The following is a 19,941-nucleotide window of genomic DNA, read 5'->3' as shown; positions in this document are numbered from 1 at the left end:
AGATAAAGCTATGATCTGATCAGATTGATGTAGGTTTCAGGTGAGGTGTATCCGGGTGAGATATTTCTGTCTATGGCCAGTTGGATGTGTCCATTTTTCAGTGTGTATATCTTGTTGCATATATCCAGCGCAGATGTCTCATGTGTGGCGATGATGACACTTCCTCCATGTGATATGTAATTCTGGAGATAGCTCAGTATCCCGTTCTTGCATAGAAGATCAAGCGAGGCCAGAGGTTCATCGAGAAGAAGCAGATCCGGGTCAGACATCATCGTGATGGCAAGGCTTAGCCTCTTCTTCATTCCACCGGAGAGCTTTGAGACACGTTTGTCCAGAAATGAATCCACACCGAGAGACTGACATATGCTCATATTGTGGGAGTTCATGATTGTTTTCCTGCTTCCGGGGTGCCACAGTCTGATGTTGTCAATGGCTGTGAGTTCCGGTATGAGTGGATTGTCCTGTGGGAGCAGAGCAGCATTTGCCTGACAGTCGAAACCGAAGTACCCTGAGTCTGGCTTTATGTTTCCTGATAGTATTCCCAGCAGGGTGGATTTACCCGATCCGTTGATTCCCAGCAGGGCGATGCATTCACCCGGGGATACGGACAGTGACACATATGTCAGAATTTTATTTTTGCCGTAGCTTTTGCTCACTGAAGAGACAGAAAACATCTAGTATTCCTCCTCTATTACCTGAAAATCAAGGTAGTCAAAATCTATATCCTCCACAAAGTTATCCGCTGTGAATCTGGTTCTGGCGTGGTGGATAAACTCATCCTTATTCTTCTTAAGCCACACCGGCTTTGCCAGGTCAAACTCGTAGCACATATCCTCAAGGGCCTTGTATACCTTGTGGGTACGCGTCATCTCGTAGTCGGATATGCATATCACGGTATCCTTCATGAGGTGGTTATCTTTTATAAGTTTTCCCCATACTCTAAACATATATTATCCTCCATAAGGGTTATTTGAGATCGTACCTGACTAGTATATAACATTTGTGCACAGAATTAAAACAATAAAGACACAAATATGACACATTTACTGCGTATAGTAACAACTGTAAGAAAGAGAAAGGTACCGATTACAGGAATTAAGATAATAAAGATGCGAAAGGATGATAGAGATGGAACAGGAAAACAAGAACCAGATGAATGGAAATAGTGGTCAGGCACCACAGCAGGATGGTCTGTATCATTACAGCTATATGAACAATAGAGGAGATTCAAGATTTGACAGACCTTCAACAAATGCTTCACAGCAGACACAGAATGTTCAGGGCGCACAGTCAGCGCAGAACAATCAGACAGCCGGTGTACATGGCTCAGCACAGAACGCTCAGACTGCCGGCGCACAGAGTTCATCGCAGAATGCTCAAACAGTCGGTACACAGAACGCTTCATATTCAGGTTTTCAGAGAAATGTAAATGGCATGGAAGCATGGTATGACAGCCAGAGAATGAATCAGAGTTATCAGAATCAGGCAGGCAATCCAATGAACAATATGGGAACAGGAAAGCCTTCAGATAACAATATGAGACAGAAGAAGGCAAAAGATAAGAAGCCAAAGAACAGGAAGAGCGGATTTGGCAAGAAGGCAGCAAGTGTGGTTGCAGCGGCTGTTGTATTCGGACTTGTGGCAGGCGTTGTATTCCAGGGGGTCAGATATGGATCGGATAAGCTTCTCGGCAAAGATTCGCAGACCACAACAGAGCAGAGTGCTGAGGGTTCAACAGAGAACAATGCACCACAGCTCAAGCAGGCATCATCAGACACGACAAGTACAGTGTACGATGTGTCAACGGTTGCCAAGAAGGTTATGCCTTCCATCGTATCGATCACAGGAACATACGTAACAACATATGATTACTGGTTCAATTCATATCAGCAGGAGTCAACAGGAGCCGGTTCAGGTATCATCATCGGCAAGGATGACCAGTACCTGTATCTTGCAACTAATTATCATGTGGTACAGAATGCTAAGTCATTGTCAGTTACATTTGTCGATGACAAGAGTGCAGATGCGGTGGTAAAGGGATACGTTGAGAACAATGATATAGCAGTTGTCACAGTTAAGCTTTCGGACATATCGGATGACACTTTGAATGAGATAAAGGAGATTCAGGTAGGTTCATCGGATGATCTTGCAGTGGGTGATCCGTGCGTGGCAATCGGAAATGCACTTGGATATGGACAGTCAGTTACAGTTGGATATATAAGCGCACTTAACAGAGAGATAAGTGCTTCAGATGAGACAGTAAAGGTACTTCAGACAGATGCAGCCATCAACCCTGGTAACAGTGGTGGTGCCCTTGTCAACATGCAGGGCGAGCTGATCGGTATCAACACAGCCAAGTATTCAGATACAAGCGTTGAGGGTATGGGCTATGCACTTCCTATATCAGATGTACAGGATATAATCAATGACCTGATAGCAGGCAAGAATGTGTCAAATGATGGAACAACATCAGGACAGGCTTACCTCGGTATATCTGCCCAGACCATCACAAGCCAGTACGCACAGCTCCTGAACATGCCTGAGGGTGTATATATCTCATCAGTTGAGCAGGGTTCAGCAGCAGAGGAGTGTGGACTCCAGTCAGGAGATATCATTTGCAGCCTTGACGGTGAGGACATAGCAGATATGGAGACATTCCACGACAAGATCGTGGCCTGCAATCCTGGCGATAAGGTAACTATCGTATACTACAGAAACAACAATGGTAACTACGAGAAGCAGACTGCTACAGCTACGCTGAAGGAGAAGCAGTGATAAGTCAGATAATTCAGTGGTGATTTAGCACGGAGCTAACAGAACTGAAAGTCTATATATTGATATAACGGCACCTGTAAGTGAAATTACAGGTGCCGTTTTGTATGTAAGATATGTGGCTGTCAAAATTGTAATCTGCCTGCATTGTATCGGAAGTCCTCGTATTCATCCGGTATGCGGTCAAGTTCGGCGGTAAATGCCTGTGGATTGTAAATTTGCTTGCAAATATACTTTAAATGGTGCATTATAAAGAGTACGCTTAAGTATAGCGTAAGATTCGGAAAAATGAAAAAGAAAGGTTTACATAACAATGTACAAAATACTTTGTAAGGATGGAAGGGCAAAGAGAGCTGAATTTCAGACTGTTCACGGAACAGTGCAGACACCTCTGTTCATGAATGTTGGAACGGCAGCAGCCATAAAGGGAGCTGTGGCAACAACGGATCTCAAGGACATAGGATGTCAGATCGAGCTGTCAAATACATATCATCTCCATGTGAGACCTGGGGATAAGATAGTCAAGCAGATGGGCGGTTTACATAAGTTTATGTACTGGGACAGACCGATACTCACTGATTCAGGCGGATTCCAGGTATTCTCCCTGGCGGGACTCAGGAAGATCAAGGAGGAGGGCGTAACCTTCAATTCCCATGTCGATGGACGCAAGATATTCATGGGACCTGAGGAGAGCATGCAGATACAGTCGAATCTGGCATCTACAATAGCCATGGCATTTGACGAGTGTGCCCCTGCACTGGCTGACAGACAGTACGTGGAGAATTCTGTTGCGAGAACAGCCAGATGGCTTGTCAGATGTAAGAATGAGATGGAGAGACTTAACAGTCTGCCGGATACGATCAATAAGAATCAGCTATTGTTTGGAATCAATCAGGGTGCCATATACGAGGATATCAGAATAGATCACGCCAAGAGAATCAGCGAGCTTGATCTTCCGGGATATGCCATAGGAGGACTTGCAGTAGGAGAGACAGCAGAGCAGATGTATCACATACTTGATGTGACCGTTCCGTATCTGCCTGAGGACAGACCGACATACCTCATGGGTGTTGGAACCCCTGCAAATATACTTGAGGCGGTAGACAGAGGTGTTGATTTCTTCGATTGCGTATATCCATCCAGAAATGGACGACACGCCCATGTGTACACGAAGCATGGCAAGATGAATCTCAAGAATGCGAGATTTGAGACAGACGACAGACCTATAGAGGAGGGCTGCGGATGCCCTGCATGCCAGCACTATAGCAGAGCGTACATCAGACACCTGCTCAAGGCAAATGAAATGCTCGGTATGAGATTTTGCGTCTTGCATAATTTGTATTTTTATAATAATATGATGAAAGACATCAGAGAGGCTATAGAAGAAGGAAGATATCAGTCATATAAGAAATCGATGCTTGAGAGCCTTGCTGGTGGAGAAGAGTAATCAAAAAGGAGATCAGAGAATGAATTCACTTTCAACAATTTTATCATCGTCAACAGGAACACAGGCCAGTGGCGGTTCATCAGTTATGTTTATTGTTGTATATATTGCCATATTTGCTGCAATCATTTACTTCATGATGATCAGACCACAGAAGAAGCAGAAGGCCAAGACAGACCAGATGCTTTCACAGATGGAGCCTGGTGATAATATCATGACAACCAGTGGTTTCTACGGAACCATCCTTGATGTGGTTGATGATTCAACTATCATCGTAGAGTTTGGTAACAACAAGAACTGTCGTATACCGATGCACAAGAGCGCTGTTGCAGAGCTTGAGAAGCAGGGATCATCAACAGTCACAGATGATGATAAGGATAAGAAGTCAAAGATATAATAAAGGTATCATCAGAGTAAATAAAAAAGCGGTCATTATACAGTGACCGCTTTTTTTATATCCTGAAATACAGCTTCCGTGATCCGAAGGCCGCCCCTTCCGGTTCCCACGGATATGTCGGGTTTGGCTGCGCCGTGGAAGTCGGAACCTCCTGATATGAGGAGCCCGTGTTTTCTGGCGATCTCCCTAAGCCTTCCGGATTCATAGGCATTGTTGGAGGAGTGGTAGACCTCAAGCCCTGAAAGGCCATATGGCTTCAGTTCTTCAAGCATGTCCTCTATCTGTTTATATCCAAATCCGTATATGAGGGGATGGGCGATGAAGGCAGCCTTGCCGTAGGTTCTTATGAGTCTTATGGCATCGGCGGCCGGTATGTCTGGTGTTGGAATGTAATATTTGCATTTCTTGCCCAGATACTTTTTGAACGCCTGGTTCATGTCCCTGCATACGCCTTCGGCTATGAGAATTCTGGCAAAATGAGCTCTTGTGACGACAGTATCAGGATTGCCATGCTGCAGCTTCTCCATGGTCATGTCTATTCCGTCGGCGCGGAATCTCTCACACATCTGCTCGTTTCGGTCGTATCTGGCCTGTTTGATGGCGGCAAGACGGGAGATGAGCTCAGGGTTCTTGTAGTCCATATAGAAGCCAAGAATGTGGATCTCCACACCGTTGTAGATGGCGGACATCTCTATGCCGGGAACTACCTCGATATGATGGTCACTGCTGTCAGAAAAGCCAGAGCAGTTGGTGGAATCACTGTTCTGGATCGGAGGAAGAGTGCTGTTCCAGTTATCTGCATATGTGATTGCATCTGCTACGCCATCCACTGTGTCGTGGTCGGTTATGGCGATCGCTGCAAGATTCCTGTCAATGGCAAGCTGGCACACCTCTGATGGGGTGCAGGAGCCGTCGGAAGCGGTGGTGTGAAGGTGCATATCTATAAATCTCATGTTGAAAACCTCCGTTTTAATTTTTTATATCATGTATCTGAGCAGCGCCTGGAGCGGCGCATGTCTGGGTTGAATGTGCTCTGACAGAAGTATTGTATATCAGATAAATACATATGTTCAAGTGAATATGGTTACGGTCAAATGATATAAGCGGACATATGAACCCTGACAACTGTGCCTTGTTAAAAACTTTCTCAATAAGGCGCGCTGTACTTGATAAAGTACACGCAAATGCGACAAAAATTTTCAATAAGCTATGGACTTCATAACTGTTTTGTGAGAAAATACCACTGATGGTTTGAATTAGAGAATTCGGAACCGCTTTTAAGAATTCATATTTTGAAAGGAGTTTCACAATGATTTACACTAAGGAAGTTGAAAACATGTGCCCTGTAGCAAAGGGTGCAAAGCATGAGCCAGCTCCTATCCCAGAAGAAGGAAAGTGGGTTTACTCAAAGGAAATCAAAGACATCTCTGGTTTTACACATGGTGTAGGCTGGTGTGCACCACAGCAGGGTGCCTGCAAGCTTTCACTTAACGTAAAAGAGGGTGTTATCGAGGAGGCTCTTGTCGAGACTATTGGATGTTCAGGTATGACACATTCAGCAGCTATGGCAGCTGAGATTCTTCAGGGTAAGACAATCCTTGAGGCTCTCAACACTGACCTTGTGTGCGATGCTATCAATACAGCAATGAGAGAGTTATTCCTTCAGATCGTATACGGACGTACACAGAGTGCATTCTCAGATGACGGACTTGCAGTTGGTGCCGGACTTGAGGATCTTGGAAAGGGTCTTCGTTCACAGGTTGGTACAATGTATGCAACAAAGGCTAAGGGTGTTCGTTACCTTGAGATGGCAGAGGGCTATGTAACAGGAATAGCACTTGATGCAGATGACGAAGTTATCGGATATCAGTTCGTTTCTCTTGGAAAGATGACTGACTTTATCAAGAAGGGTGATGACCCTAACACAGCTTGGGAGAAGGCTTCAGGTTCATACGGACGTGTTAAGCCAGAGCAGGGCGCTGTTAAGATCATCGATCCACGTAAAGAGTAGTCGGAAATAGAGGAAAGGAGAACGAGACAATGGCATTATTTGAATCATATGAAAGAAGAATAGACCAGATAAACGCTGTACTTAACAGCTATGGAATCAGCTCAATCGAAGAAGCTGAGAAGATCACAAAGGACGCTGGACTTGACGTTTACAATCAGGTAAAGGGTATTCAGCCAATTTGTTTTGAGAATGCTTGCTGGGCATATACAGTAGGTGCAGCAATCGCAATCAAGAAGGGATGCAGAAAGGCAGCAGACGCAGCAGCAGCTATCGGCGAGGGTCTTCAGGCATTCTGTATACCAGGTTCTGTTGCAGATCATCGTAAGGTTGGTCTTGGACATGGTAACCTTGGTAAGATGTTACTTGAGGAGGAGACAGAGTGCTTCTGTTTCTTAGCAGGTCATGAGTCATTTGCAGCAGCTGAGGGTGCTATCGGTATCGCTGAGAAGGCTAACAAGGTTCGTAAAAAACCTCTTAGAGTTATCCTTAACGGTCTTGGTAAGGATGCAGCTCAGATCATCTCAAGAATCAATGGATTTACATATGTTGAGACAAAGTATGACTACAAGAAGGCTGAGCTCAATGTAGTATACGAGAAGGCATATTCAGATGGTATCCGTGCAACAGTTAAGTGCTACGGCGCTGACGATGTTCAGGAAGGTGTTGCTATCATGCACAAGGAGAACGTTGGTGTATCTATCACAGGTAACTCAACAAACCCTACACGTTTCCAGCATCCAGTTGCAGGTACATACAAGAAGGAGTGTATCGAGCAGGGTAAGAAGTACTTCTCAGTAGCATCAGGCGGTGGTACAGGACGTACACTTCACCCAGATAACATGGCAGCAGGTCCTGCTTCATACGGTATGACAGATACTCTCGGACGTATGCACAGTGATGCACAGTTCGCTGGTTCATCATCAGTTCCTGCACACGTAGAGATGATGGGACTTATCGGTATGGGTAACAACCCTATGGTTGGTGCTACAGTTGCTGTAGCTGTTTCTGTTGAGGAAGCTGCTAACGCTGGTAAGTTCTAAATAAAAACCTAGTATTTAAACGGTTTAGAGGGCTTTTAGAGAGATCTAAAGGCTCTCTATTTTTGTCATGTCTACATATTTATCCTGAACAAATGTCTACGAGAAGTCTACAAAGTTTTTTAATATGGACTTCATATATACGTAGACTTCCTTGACTGTAATAACATAATCTGCATCAATATATCCATATACATCAGAAGTGAATACAATATCACTTTCAAGAGTGTCTGATAGCTCTATATTGAATGATTGATTTTCCTGTAGAGCATAAATTCGCTGTAAACGTCAAATTACCCTTTTAATGCACCTACATAAAGTGTAGATGGTCACAAGTACGTAAATATATTTTAAGAGTGCATTAGTATTTAATTGCTTGAAGAAAGTCAAATAATATGCTGTCTTTGAGCATATAAAAGGAGGTCGGAATACATGATAGTATATTATAAACTTGACACACTTTTAAATGAACGCAAAACAACAAAGACACAACTGTGCAAAGATACTGGGATAAGTACAAATGTTGTGTCTAAAATCAGCAAAAATGAAATATTCAAAACAGATACATTAAATCGTATCTGCGAGTATCTCCATGTCCAACCAAGCGAAATTATGGAATGGATACCAGATGCAGAATATAATGCTCGAAACGAAGAAAAGGCAAAAATTGAAGCTCAAATAGCCGAACTTCAAGCGAAATTAAAGAATATGTAATCCATTTGAAATAAACAAGGAGGGCACGCCTGACGATTAGGTAAGTCCCATGCGGCAGAAATGATAGATGCGTATTATAGCCGGGGATGCGATTCTTCTGTTCTTTTTGGTGATACAGAGATAGCGGCTAAAGAAAGCTACAAAAAGCATATGAATAGGTATAATGTAATACATATTGATGTATCATCATTCTGGGACGCATATAAGGATAAAACAATAGAAAAGATCAAGGACTACATATATGACGAATTAAGACAAGTATATGGGGATAAGGTTGATTATTCCAAGATGATAAGTTCTGTATTATGAAGTCGCTGCGGCATTTGATCTTGCACTTCAGAATTTTATTTTTGACAAACGTCAAAAATATTGTATAATATACTTAATAAGACAGCCGAGCGATAGATACTTCCTATCCGTCCGGCAAAAACCATTTTAAGATGAAACACCTCATAGCTTAGCCGGCTGAGGTGTTTTTCTTATTTTCTATGATTCAGAATTGTCACAATAAGTATCGCAACGGTTAATATAACCATGAATTCCTCATATGTACTCATAAGGCACCACTCCCTTCCAAGACTCGAACGGATATGGTGTAACACCCCTCGGCTGCCCGGTTAAATACATTATTCTATTTTCATACAGAAGTAATTTTGATATATATACATTTTGGAGATTCCTATATAACGTAAAACACCTCGCATTAACGCGAGGTTGGATTTAAAAAGAGATTTAAGAACACAATAATATTTTATAACCACATACCACCTTCCGGAATACATTAAACTATATCATGGACAAGGAGGTGAACTCATATGGACAGATTTGCGGTTTGTCTAGTGATGGTGGCTGTTTGCTGTACTTTGATATCGATAATAACGGAATTTACGAAAGAGGTAGGAGTGCTGAAGAAGATCCCTACCTCTTTTCAGGTTCTGATCACCAGTGTCATTGTGTGTGAGGTGGGACTTTTTGTTGGACTATCATTTTATCACATAGCATTTGTGTGGTATTATCCTGTGGCTGCGTTTTTCGGGGCATTTGTCATTGCGATTATATGTACCCGGGGATGGGACTACCTGATATCGATATTCAAGCGGTTTTACAAGGGCGGAGATAAGGAAAGGTGGCATGAATAAGGGTGTTATGACAGTGACACATGTAATACGAGACAGATAAGTATAAGTTCGGAATAATGATCCTAAGATTGTCTCCTGATTCAATGTCTGGAATATTATATACAGACAAAAGAATTCAGGAGACAATTTTATGGCTTCTAATAAGGTTCCATTAAAGGGCTACATGGATGGTATAGATATATCAGCGTGGCAGGATACTATAGATATAACCAAGGTGCCTTGTGACTTTGTGATAGTGAAAGCTACGGAGGGCACGGACTACAAGAACAGGTATTTTGCAAAGCACTGTGACCAGGCGATGAAAGCGGGAAAACTCCTGGGGGCATTCCATTATGCAAATGGTGGCGATCCCCACAGTGAGGCTGAGTATTTCATAGCATACAGTAAGAAATATGTGGGCAAGGCGATACTTGTCCTTGACTGGGAGGGGCAGAATAATCCGCAGTTTGGCAGAAGTGACAGGGCATGGTGCAAAGAGTGGTGTGATCATGTGTACAGTAAGACCGGTGTTAAGCCCCTGATCTATATCCAGAAGAGCGCCATGGACAATGTAAAGGGCCTGGGATACAGGCTGTGGGTTGCACAGTATCCTGATTACGAGCGGACGGGATATCAGGAGCATCCATGGAATGAAGGTCAATACGAATGTGATATCAGACAGTACACATCCGTTGGAAGACTTCCGGGTTACGATGGCAATCTCGATCTTAACAAGTCATATATAGATAAGACGACATGGAAAAAATATGCCGCAAAAAAGACTGGCAGTTCACAGAAGAAATCGATAGATGTGATAGCCAGAGAGGTCATAGCCGGCGACTGGGGAAATGGCGATGACAGAAAGAACAGGCTGAAGAAGGCAGGGTATGATCATGTCAAGGTGCAGAATAAGGTAAATGAGATGCTTGGCAGATAGCTGCAGGTAAATGACATAAGAAAAATGGCAGGAAAACGAAGTATAAAATTAGTTCCGGCAAAAATGAAATTTATATGAAGAATCATCCACACCTGTTGACGAAGCGCAATATATACTATAGGATAGTGGAAAACAAAAGCCCCCGTCAGGGATACATGAAAGGAAAAGGTGATATATATGCCATATTATGGATTTTATTTTGACCCAACATATCTGTTGGTTCTCATAGGCGTGGTGCTCTGCATGATAGCGTCGGCAAGAGTCAAGACCACATACAAGAAGTATGAGAAGGTGGGATCGCGGTCAGGCTACACAGCGGACCAGGTCGCATACATGATACTCAGGAATGCGGGGATAACGGATGTGTCAATACATCACATCTCAGGAGATCTGACTGATAATTACAATCCTAAGGAGCATACGCTCAATCTGTCGGACAGCGTGTATGGTTCCAGATCCATCGCAGCGATAGGCGTGGCAGCCCATGAGTGCGGACATGCCATACAGCATGCAAATGCATATGCACCGCTCACCATAAGGTCAGCAATCATTCCAGCGGCAAATATAGGCTCAGCCATATCATGGCCGCTCATACTTATAGGACTTCTCATTCCGAGGGTTGATTACCTTATAACACTCGGAATCATATTGTTCTCACTGGTTGTTGTCCTACAGTTTGTGACACTTCCGGTGGAGTTCAATGCATCGAGAAGAGCCATGGCGATACTGGAGGGCAGCGGATATCTCTATCCGGATGAACTCAAGGGTGCAAGAAGTGTACTCACAGCGGCAGCTATGACATATGTGGCAGCTATGGTATCAGCATCACTTCAGTTGCTCAGACTTGTATTATTGTTTGGCAACAGGAGAAGATAGCGGAATTATAACAGAAAATATAAAAATGCATAAAAAAGTCTTGTGAATTTGTTGATAGTATTTGCAACTTTGCTATGGTAAAATGGTTAAAGTGGCAAAAATCTACATATTTGCAAGACTTTTTCTGCTATAGTGCACAATTATAGCGGGGATGGTCTGCGAAACAATTAATTAAGGGAGGGTAATTGATGAGAAAGAGAAGGCTACGAGGAGGTATAACGGCCTTGTCGGTGCTTGCGGCTATAGGTATGGCATCGGGAATAACGGCATTTGCGGCGGACGGAACACAGTCTGAAGCTGCGAATACGGGAAAGGGGCTGGAGTATGTATATGAGTCGTCAGGCTCTACACCATCAGGTGTCACGCTCAACGGCAATTCGGTAATCATAAAGCAGTCGCCGAATTCCACTGACAGCGAGCAGTTATTAAATATTTACAATGACAAAGACAGGGATGGAATCCTTGATGAGGGCGAGGAAGCTTTCGCATTGGATGGAAGCACGGACATACAATATGGCAATATATATGGAATCTATCATGGTAATGGCAGTTCGCCGATCTCCATAACCATAGACGGTGCTGAACTGCCTGTTGTATATGGAGCATTTGAGAGCACTGTTGAGACTCCGGAGAACATGACTGCGGTAACTATCAGTGTGAAGGGCGACGCGGCAGTTGAAAGTCTGTATGGACTTTTCAGAACATATTGTACTGGTGGTGTACTGATAGACACGGAGAAGTCAGTTAAGATAAAGACGCTCTATGGTCTCAGCACATCGACCATAGATGGAGACATCACGGAGAATATCAATTATAGCTGTGACGGCAACACATTTGTCACACTGGCTACAGATGGATATTACACAGGAAAGGCATACACTATTAATGGCGATGCAGTGTTCAATATGAAAGGAGCCAGCGCCAATTCAGTGTATCTCGTGCAGAATGGAGCTGTGCTCAGTAAGACACTGACGGCCAAGGTGACTGATTCCAAGGTAGACAGCCTGAACGGAGTTTCCCAGGGGGCAAAGGTTGATGGTGACGTGAGCCTTACATTTGACGGAATATCAGCCATAAAGGATGGAAGAAGTGCCAGTTTATATGGTGCGTCAAGTGCGACTATCCTTGGAAATCTGGACCTTAAGCTGAAAAGCCAGTCTGGATCAGAGATGTCTGTGTATGGCACCAATAATACAAATATAAAGGGAAATGTAAATGTCAGCATTGATGGCTCAGGAGCAAAGTTCAACACCATATATGGAATGTATGGCGGTATGCTGGGCGGAAGGGCTGATATAGATATAAAGAACTGCGCTGCCGGTTACACAACATGTGGCATGAATTCGGTTTCGTTCAGTCAGACTCAGCCGGAGGAAGAAGGAACATATACGTATACTGTGAACATGGAGAATATCACTGGCGCCAGCGGCAGGGTATATGGAATTTCAAATTGTTCCGGTATCACTTCTGCCAGAGTTGCAATGAAGGCTGTGGCAACAACAGATACATTAAATGGCATGTATCTGAGCACAGGTGTAAAAGGTGATATAAAGGCAGAACTTTACAACTGTAATGCAGCCTATGTAAATGCTCTGGAGCTGTCAAATGTGACGGTAAATGGTTCTGTAGATGCCATAGTTTCGGGCTGCAGCATTACGAGATCTCTGAATGTAGAGCAGGGCGGAAGCATCAGTAAGGATCTTAACATAAGCGTCAGCAACGTTATCAGCAGTTCAGCACGGTTTGTATACGGCGGTAGCTGTCTGGGAAATATGACGGTCAATGTGGATGGCATGAATGATGAATCCATAGTAGACGAAAATGGCGATCCGCTTGTGAACTCGTATGAATACGCGGGCAGCGACATGTTTACCATGATGGGCAACTTTGCACTGGCAGGGGAACTCAAGGCGGATATAGCAAAGATACATTTTGCAAAATGTGGACTCGCCGGAGGTGATTACAGTTGCGGAAATATCGGAACAAAGGTTGACATAACGTTGTCAGACAGCAGTATAAATGGACTGGCGGGAAATAATATTTTCTATCTGGCAAATGAGAGCTATTCTGGTTCAACCGAGAATACAGTTCCTGTTGATATAAAGATCAACAACACAGATTTTACAAATGCAGACGGAATAAGTTTCCAGATGTATATAGGTAATAACAAGGATGCAAAAGTTACATTTGATGACAAGTGCAGTATGCCGGAGAAGTATTATATGGCTCCAAGCATGAATACCACCGGCTCATCTGTTATAACCTATGGACAGAATATATATTATGGCGGACAGAATCTTGTGATAGACAAGGATGTAACTGCTGACAATATTTACTTTGGTAACTTCACAGAGAACGGAAGCCAGGGCAATGCCGTGATCGTTATCAACAAGGGGGTAACGGTAACTGCAAATGAGGGTATATATGCAGCAGGCGGTTCAAACATACTCCACAGTGGAATCCTCAAGGGAACATTTAAGGCGACTGATGGGTATCTGCCAAATATATTCTCAAAGGGGGGCGTAATAGAGGACTCGGCTGTAGGGGATGTTGCAAATGTAAATTATTCATTAGATGTTGTGTCCAACGATAAGGCCGCAACGTACACCATGACAGGCAAGACGTCACAGTATATTGATCCTGATGGTACATATGTCAAGGGCGGCGCAGATGTCAAGATAACACCGACCGTGAACAAGGGATATATTCTTGACAAGGTGACCTTCAGAGGTCAGAGCGACACAGCGGAAAATTCAGCGGTTGAATCAAATGGCGTGTACACGTTCAGCATGCCGAATGAGCCTTGTACAGTGACGGTCGTAACGACAGGAAAGCAGATCGTGGTATCCAAGACAACTGTTGACCCTTCAGCACTGCTTGGAAAAGAATACACGGCAGCTTCGCCTCTCTATGACATGGCAGATCTTGTCATATCAAACGACGCAAGAGAGGGCGAGGTCACATACGAGATAGACGAGACAAATGGACTTCCTGAGGGACTCTCATTGATCGATGGCAAGGTTGTCGGAACGGCAAGCAAGCTTTATGAAGATGGAAAGAATGTCATAGTACATGTGACAGGAAGAAATGGTTCAAAGGCACAGCTCTCACTGAATGTGATCGTCTCAAATGAGGAGAAGAAGCAGGACAACCAGGATGGCCGAATCGTAGTTGACGAGGATGAGAAGACTATATGTCTCAACGGAACATCAGTGGTCATCCAGGCAAAGGACGACACAGAGACAGAGATATACGTGGACGACAATCAGGATGGACAGGCAGATGGCAAGACACCTTTGTACACCGGAGATCTGTCGGAGTACACGATAACAGGTGTCGAGGACAACGCCATAAGACGAAATATCAGGATCACCATGACGGGGGGAAATGTAAAAGCAATATACGGTGCAAAGGACTCAGAGCTTTCATATGAAGGCGGCGATGCGGTGAGTATAAATATCCGTGGTGGTAAGGCAGCAACTATGTATGTTCTGTCGAATTCAACCGTGGATGGAACCATCGCATATGAGATCGCAGAGAACACTGTAGATAAGGGCGGATTTGCAGCGGATACAACATCAAAATATACCGGTGCATTCATGAGAAACAGCAAGGATATCGTAACTATCAGAGGAACCTATGTTGTGAATAAGAAGCTCACGGCAACGGCTCTGATAATCTATGACAGTGCGGCAGTTGATGTAAATGCTCCGGTTGAGGTAACGGATTATGTGTCACTGAACGAGAGATCATCCGCAGTATTTAACGATACGCTGACCGCTGACCGGCTTGGTTATTCAAAGTATGCCAAGGCAGTTGTGAATGGAGATACGAAGCTTGCGGCTCTCAATATGACACAGTATGACACGACACTCACAATAGGCGAGGATGCGCTGTTTGATGTGGGCAAGGTCAACATGACATCAGGCTGGGCAAGAGTATATCAGAAGGGTACGCTCAAGTGTCCTTCAGACAAGTTCAGCAACACAGGTGTGTGGGTGGCAGCAGGAAAATTTGCAGATGATATAGATGCCAGCGGCTGGACAGGAGTGTATTACAGCTATGCAGGCGCCTCAACAAACATGGACAACTCATCAGCAAAATTGGCTGCACAGTCATATGTAGTTGAATATGAGAATGTCAAATATGTTGCCTGCAAACAGGCGATCACAGTTAGCTATACCGATGTGCCGGGTTACACAGCCTATGTGTCGGCAAATGGCGGCGAGCCGGTACAGGGAAGCAACGGAAGTGCAAAGGTGACAGGTCCGGATTCATCTATGTCTATTGTAGTGGATTATGTGGCAGACCAGATAGACATCAGTAAGGAATACGCAGATCCGATTCTGGCGGCGGAGACCAAGTACACAGCGGATTCACCAGCGTACGATCTCACGATCCTCAAGGTTACAGGAGATACCACAAAGGATTATGGAACTGACATGCAGTACAGACTGAAGAGTGGTTCGACACTTCCATCAGGACTTGTGCTTGAGTCGGGTAAGATAATAGGAACAGCCAAGAATGCAGGTGAAAGCACAGTAACATTTGTCATAACAGGACGAAATGGAACATCGGTTGATTTCCCAGTGGTATTCAAGGTACTGCCGGCAGGCACGGAGATACCTGATATCAACAAGCTTGGTGTATCTGTGAACACAGAGGATAAGACCATTGATCTCGGTGGAAATTCGGCAGTGATAATAGTTGATCCATCGGACAGCAGCAAGAGCTCAGTATATCTGGATGCTGATCACAACGGAGTGGCAGACGACAACAGACCACTCAGAATAGACGGAGAGGTTACATATGATCTGTCAGGCTACAGCATATCAGGCTATACGGACACAGCAAATAAATACACTGGTGACATATCGGTGACACTCAGAAGCGGAAATGTCGGCAATATATGTGCTGCGGGTTCAACTGACAGCAAGGCAGACCGAGTGACGATAGATGGAAATGTAACCATGACGATCATGAGCGGTTATGTGTCAGGCACTGTAGCTGCGGCAGGAAACGCTGATGTCAAGACAGTGACCTTCACGGCAGAGGACGGAAGAGCAGGAAGCGTGGTATACGGTGCGTACAATACAAATGCGGAGAAGGTAGACTTCACATTTGCAAAGTCTGCACAGATGTACACACCGGAATCAACAAAGTCTGAGAATATGTATGTTACATCAGGTGGATCAGTATCAGGTGATGTGGATGTAAGAGTTGGTATAACTGATCATTACAATACATTTATATACGGTGCGGATTACATGAACAAGCGCTCCTACTTCAACGGAGTGTCGGGAACAGCCGTATCTGGCAATGTGAACTGTGTGGTTGATGGAAGATGGTGCGCTGAGAAGTGCAACAACTTTGTCCAGCAGTCAGATGTGAAGGGAGATCTGTATGCCGAGATAAAGTCAGGAGAACTCAGAAAAAATGACGTCAACAATGAGCATAGCAAGGCATTGGTATTTAACTATGGTCACAGTATTGGAAATATATACGTCAAGGCAGGAACAGAGGGCGCTGTCACAGGTGACTTTGTACTTGCGGCAGGCGGTAAGGTTGGCAAGGTAGAGTATGTAGACGAGAATGCAAAGTCCACAGCTACTGTAAAGGGCACCGCTGACAATTACCAGGTTGAGAGTCTGGGTTCACTGTATATGTCTCTCGCCGGCAAATTAACTATAGGCGGAGACTACACACTTGACAGAGAGGTGGAGGTAAAACAGCTTGAGATCCTCAAGGATTCAAAGCTGACCATCGCCGAGGGCGCAGTTCTTACAAATACATCGACAGCGACAGTTACCGGTGATGTTGAGAACCTTGGCACATGGAATGTGGACGGCGCTCTGACTATGACAGGATCACTGGTCAACAGAGGTGCATGGAATCTGAAAGGAAATGTTCAGGCTTCAGCAACAGTAGATAACTACGGGGATATCACAGCAGCAAATAGTGAGAGGATCACCTTGAATACAAATGCAAAGCTCATCAATAGAGCTGATGCACAGTTTACATTTGGCAACCTCACAAACAGTGCAATGATCGTAAACTATGGTAATATGAAGCAGCTTGCATATACGTCAAGTCTTGGAAGCGGAAGCATACTCACCACAGTGATCCCGGATATGGTGTACGCACTGAAAAATTACAGCGTCATTTTCTACAAGCTTGATGTGGATTATCCTGCATATTGCTTCAAGGATGGCGATGCAAAGATAGAGAAGAGTTCATCGGCAACAAGATGTCAGAAGAAGTCAGGTGTTGACGGTGACGATGCACTCTATATACAGGGTGGCAAGTCGTTCTACATCACAATAGACGGTGAGCCGATAGATGGAATGGCGGTGGATTCAGTTGTATTTGGACCGGATGACACAGCCATGACTACAAGTAACAACCGTCTCTGGAGCGGCGTCATGACATATGAGCCGGCAACAGTTACGGTAAATATGGCAAAGCAGGAGGCCGTAAATATAACTCTTGCAAAGACAGAGGATACAGTTAAGGCGCAGGTTGGAAAGACAACCACAAAGGATGAGCCATTATATGATCTGACAGCCATAGAGATCCAGAATGATGAAGCTGTGGACAACGGATATGTGTTATACTCCCTTGCAAAGGGACAGACACTTCCGGCAGGACTTGTGATATACGATGGAAAGGTATATGGAACGCCGAAGACTGCAAGTGCTGAGGCACAGACAGTAAAGTTCACGGTGAGAGGACAGAATCAGACAGTGGCTGAGTTTACACTGATCATATCCAGCGTGGAGAAGGGAATACCTTCATTTACTGCCGGAAAGGCGGGCGACGCATATGCCGGCAAGACCCTTGCGGATGTGGAGCTTCCAACATCGGCAGCAGGAAAGTACATGTGGGCAGATGGAACACAGCAGGTAGGAAAGGCCGGAACAAGCGAGACCTACGATGCATACTTTGTTCCAGACGACACAGCAAACTATGACTGGAGCAAGATCGATGCAGCAGAGGGAACATATGAGGAACTGGAAGACGGAAGTGTGAGAATTGCAGTGAAGCTTTCAGTGTATGTGAGAAAGCAGGATCCTGTATTTACAGTTCCGGAGAATGTCACAGCTACATACGGAGACAATGTTGGCAAGATACTCCTGCCTGAGACAGCAGGTGGAATGTTCATCTGGGAGAATGCAGATGAATCTGTAGGAGAGGTTGGAACAAAGACTTTCCTTGCAACATTTGTACCTGAAGATGAGGATGTATACGAGAGAGCAGAGCATGTGGAGATAACTGTTCAGATTCTTCCTGCAAATGCAGTATTTACTCAGGCGATAGATTCACTGAGTGCTAAGGAGAATATGACTCTTGCAGACATAGAGCTTCCAGAGCGCGAGGATGGAGTATACACATGGTATACAGACAGAACGACAAAGGTTGAGGATAGCAATACATACAAGCTTTGTTTCAAGCCTGCGGACACAGCAAATTATGACTGGACATCAGTTACAGGATGGAACAGGGCTTACAATGGAGTTGTATTCAATGTAAAGATCACCATCGAGAAAGAGCCGGAGCAGCATGTACACGATTACGGCAATAAGTACAAGAGCGACAGCAGATCTCACTGGTATCAGTGCTCATGTGGAGAGAAGTCAGGCCTGGCAAATCACACATGGGACAAGGGCGCGATAACGACCAAGCCTACAGACACAGCGGCAGGTAAGAAGACATTTACCTGTACCAAGTGTGGATACAAGCGTTATGAGTCAGTAGCTGCCCTTGGAATAGACATAGGAAATTCCAAGAACAATGTGGTCGTAAGCGGTATAGAAAAGAATGGATATACATACACAGGATCATCTATCACTGTTAAATCGCTTGCGCTGAGGAGAGGCAAAACAACACTGAAGAATGGTGTGGATTACACCGTACAGTACAGGAACAACAAGAATATCGGTACAGCGACAGTAAAGATCACTGGTAAGGGTAATTACAGAGGCTCCGTCAGCAAGACATTTGCTATCAAGGCTGGCAAGGGCAAGATATATAAAGTTGCGCAGAAGGGCGTGCCTGGCTATCTGAAATATAAGGTGACAAATGCCGCGTCAAATGGCAAGGGAACAGTGACACTTGTTGGAAGTACAAGCAAGAAGAACGACAAGAAGTTCAAGTCGCTCACGGTTGCATCCAGTGTCAAGATCGGTGGAGTGAACTTCAATGTTACGGCTGTAGGAGCGAAAGCATTTACAGGACGCAAATATCTCACCACGGTTGTGATCGGAGGAAACGTTAAGACCATAGGCGGTGCAGCATTCAGCAAGTGTGGAAAGCTTGGAAAAGTTACCATAAAGTCTACAAGGATAACGACTATCGGTAAGAATGCTTTTCGGGGTGTCAAGAGCAATGTGAAGATATATCTTCCTAAGAAGAAATATGACGCATATGCAAAGAAGCTCAAGGCGAAGGGAATGAACACTCCTAAGAAAGCTGTATACAAAAAGTCAAAATAAATGAAATGCGTTGATGCGTTGGCGGGACAGTCACAGATGATGTGGCTGTCCTGTTTTTTATGTGAAGATCGTTCTGGTGTAAAACCATGAGTGTAGTGACAGGAAAGATATAATCTGCTATACTGAACATATGTTTGCGAATA

At 44.4% G+C, this 19,941-nt stretch carries 13 protein-coding genes and 1 pseudogene; 11 read left to right on the top strand and 3 right to left on the bottom strand.

Annotation, left to right across the window (positions count from 1 at the left end):
* Positions 1–8: 8 nt before the first annotated feature.
* Both DWX57_RS04780 and DWX57_RS04775 read right to left on the bottom strand, forming a co-directional pair.
* On the bottom strand, positions 9–674 hold the full coding sequence (locus tag DWX57_RS04780) for an ATP-binding cassette domain-containing protein (RefSeq protein WP_118018380.1): 666 nt from the start codon (positions 672–674) through the stop codon (positions 9–11).
* Positions 675–947 (bottom strand): hypothetical protein, encoded by a 273-nt coding sequence (locus tag DWX57_RS04775; protein ID WP_015533105.1) that lies wholly within the window; start codon positions 945–947, stop codon positions 675–677.
* Between the two features lie 181 nt (positions 948–1,128).
* Between DWX57_RS04775 and DWX57_RS04770 the strand changes: the two genes are divergently transcribed.
* From DWX57_RS04770 to yajC, 3 genes are all read left to right on the top strand, one after another.
* On the top strand, positions 1,129–2,775 hold the full coding sequence (locus DWX57_RS04770) for a S1C family serine protease (RefSeq protein WP_242992614.1): 1,647 nt from the start codon (positions 1,129–1,131) through the stop codon (positions 2,773–2,775).
* Between the two features lie 310 nt (positions 2,776–3,085).
* A complete protein-coding gene (gene tgt, locus DWX57_RS04765) occupies positions 3,086–4,219 on the top strand; it encodes a tRNA guanosine(34) transglycosylase Tgt (protein ID WP_015533107.1) in 1,134 nt (377 codons plus the stop codon).
* A gap of 19 nt (positions 4,220–4,238) precedes the next feature.
* Positions 4,239–4,613, top strand: a complete 375-nt coding sequence (gene yajC / locus DWX57_RS04760; protein ID WP_015533108.1) for a preprotein translocase subunit YajC — start codon at positions 4,239–4,241, stop codon at positions 4,611–4,613.
* Positions 4,614–4,648: 35 nt separating this feature from the next.
* Here the strand turns inward: yajC and DWX57_RS04755 are convergent, their stop codons facing one another.
* Entirely contained in the window at positions 4,649–5,566 is a 918-nt protein-coding gene (locus tag DWX57_RS04755) for a PHP domain-containing protein (protein WP_022216212.1), read from the bottom strand.
* A 356-nt stretch (positions 5,567–5,922) separates the two neighbouring features.
* Here DWX57_RS04755 and DWX57_RS04750 point away from each other — a divergent pair, with 356 nt between their 5' ends.
* From DWX57_RS04750 to DWX57_RS04715, 8 genes and pseudogenes are all read left to right on the top strand, one after another.
* Positions 5,923–6,624 carry an iron-sulfur cluster assembly scaffold protein gene (locus DWX57_RS04750; RefSeq protein ID WP_004853825.1) on the top strand — a complete coding sequence of 234 codons (702 nt, stop codon included), beginning with the start codon at positions 5,923–5,925 and terminating at the stop codon, positions 6,622–6,624.
* A 29-nt stretch (positions 6,625–6,653) separates the two neighbouring features.
* A complete protein-coding gene (locus DWX57_RS04745) occupies positions 6,654–7,664 on the top strand; it encodes a GGGtGRT protein (protein WP_004853826.1) in 1,011 nt (336 codons plus the stop codon).
* Positions 7,665–8,093: 429 nt separating this feature from the next.
* Positions 8,094–8,375 (top strand): helix-turn-helix domain-containing protein, encoded by a 282-nt coding sequence (locus tag DWX57_RS04740; RefSeq protein ID WP_120123120.1) that lies wholly within the window; start codon positions 8,094–8,096, stop codon positions 8,373–8,375.
* Between the two features lie 45 nt (positions 8,376–8,420).
* Positions 8,421–8,684: pseudogene (locus tag DWX57_RS04735) on the top strand (AAA family ATPase); the annotation flags it as partial.
* Positions 8,685–9,190: 506 nt separating this feature from the next.
* Positions 9,191–9,514 (top strand): hypothetical protein, encoded by a 324-nt coding sequence (locus DWX57_RS04730; protein WP_120123118.1) that lies wholly within the window; start codon positions 9,191–9,193, stop codon positions 9,512–9,514.
* A 130-nt stretch (positions 9,515–9,644) separates the two neighbouring features.
* A complete protein-coding gene (locus tag DWX57_RS04725) occupies positions 9,645–10,430 on the top strand; it encodes a GH25 family lysozyme (RefSeq protein ID WP_117549126.1) in 786 nt (261 codons plus the stop codon).
* Positions 10,431–10,607: 177 nt separating this feature from the next.
* Entirely contained in the window at positions 10,608–11,306 is a 699-nt protein-coding gene (locus DWX57_RS04720) for a zinc metallopeptidase (protein WP_015533113.1), read from the top strand.
* Positions 11,307–11,494: 188 nt separating this feature from the next.
* The gene (locus DWX57_RS04715) at positions 11,495–19,798 is read left to right on the top strand and encodes a leucine-rich repeat protein (RefSeq protein ID WP_133300872.1); all 8,304 of its coding nucleotides are present in this window, start codon (positions 11,495–11,497) and stop codon (positions 19,796–19,798) included.
* The last annotated feature ends 143 nt before the right edge of the window (positions 19,799–19,941 follow it).

The sequence above is a fragment of the Coprococcus sp. AF19-8AC genome (assembly GCF_003603115.1).
Classification (GTDB): domain Bacteria; phylum Bacillota; class Clostridia; order Lachnospirales; family Lachnospiraceae; genus Coprococcus; species Coprococcus aceti.
This window is presented reverse-complemented; position numbering and strand designations above follow the sequence as displayed.

Bases quoted from the DNA above. Each gene is read 5' to 3' on its own strand.
- DWX57_RS04780 (WP_118018380.1), bottom strand. From the start codon at position 674: ATGTTTTCTGTCTCTTCAGTGAGCAAAAGCTACGGCAAAAATAAAATT.
- DWX57_RS04775 (WP_015533105.1), bottom strand. From the start codon at position 947: ATGTTTAGAGTATGGGGAAAACTTATAAAAGATAACCACCTCATGAAG.
- DWX57_RS04770 (WP_242992614.1), top strand. From the start codon at position 1,129: ATGGAACAGGAAAACAAGAACCAGATGAATGGAAATAGTGGTCAGGCA.
- tgt (WP_015533107.1), top strand. From the start codon at position 3,086: ATGTACAAAATACTTTGTAAGGATGGAAGGGCAAAGAGAGCTGAATTT.
- yajC (WP_015533108.1), top strand. From the start codon at position 4,239: ATGAATTCACTTTCAACAATTTTATCATCGTCAACAGGAACACAGGCC.
- DWX57_RS04755 (WP_022216212.1), bottom strand. From the start codon at position 5,566: ATGAGATTTATAGATATGCACCTTCACACCACCGCTTCCGACGGCTCC.
- DWX57_RS04750 (WP_004853825.1), top strand. From the start codon at position 5,923: ATGATTTACACTAAGGAAGTTGAAAACATGTGCCCTGTAGCAAAGGGT.
- DWX57_RS04745 (WP_004853826.1), top strand. From the start codon at position 6,654: ATGGCATTATTTGAATCATATGAAAGAAGAATAGACCAGATAAACGCT.
- DWX57_RS04740 (WP_120123120.1), top strand. From the start codon at position 8,094: ATGATAGTATATTATAAACTTGACACACTTTTAAATGAACGCAAAACA.
- DWX57_RS04730 (WP_120123118.1), top strand. From the start codon at position 9,191: ATGGACAGATTTGCGGTTTGTCTAGTGATGGTGGCTGTTTGCTGTACT.
- DWX57_RS04725 (WP_117549126.1), top strand. From the start codon at position 9,645: ATGGCTTCTAATAAGGTTCCATTAAAGGGCTACATGGATGGTATAGAT.
- DWX57_RS04720 (WP_015533113.1), top strand. From the start codon at position 10,608: ATGCCATATTATGGATTTTATTTTGACCCAACATATCTGTTGGTTCTC.
- DWX57_RS04715 (WP_133300872.1), top strand. From the start codon at position 11,495: ATGAGAAAGAGAAGGCTACGAGGAGGTATAACGGCCTTGTCGGTGCTT.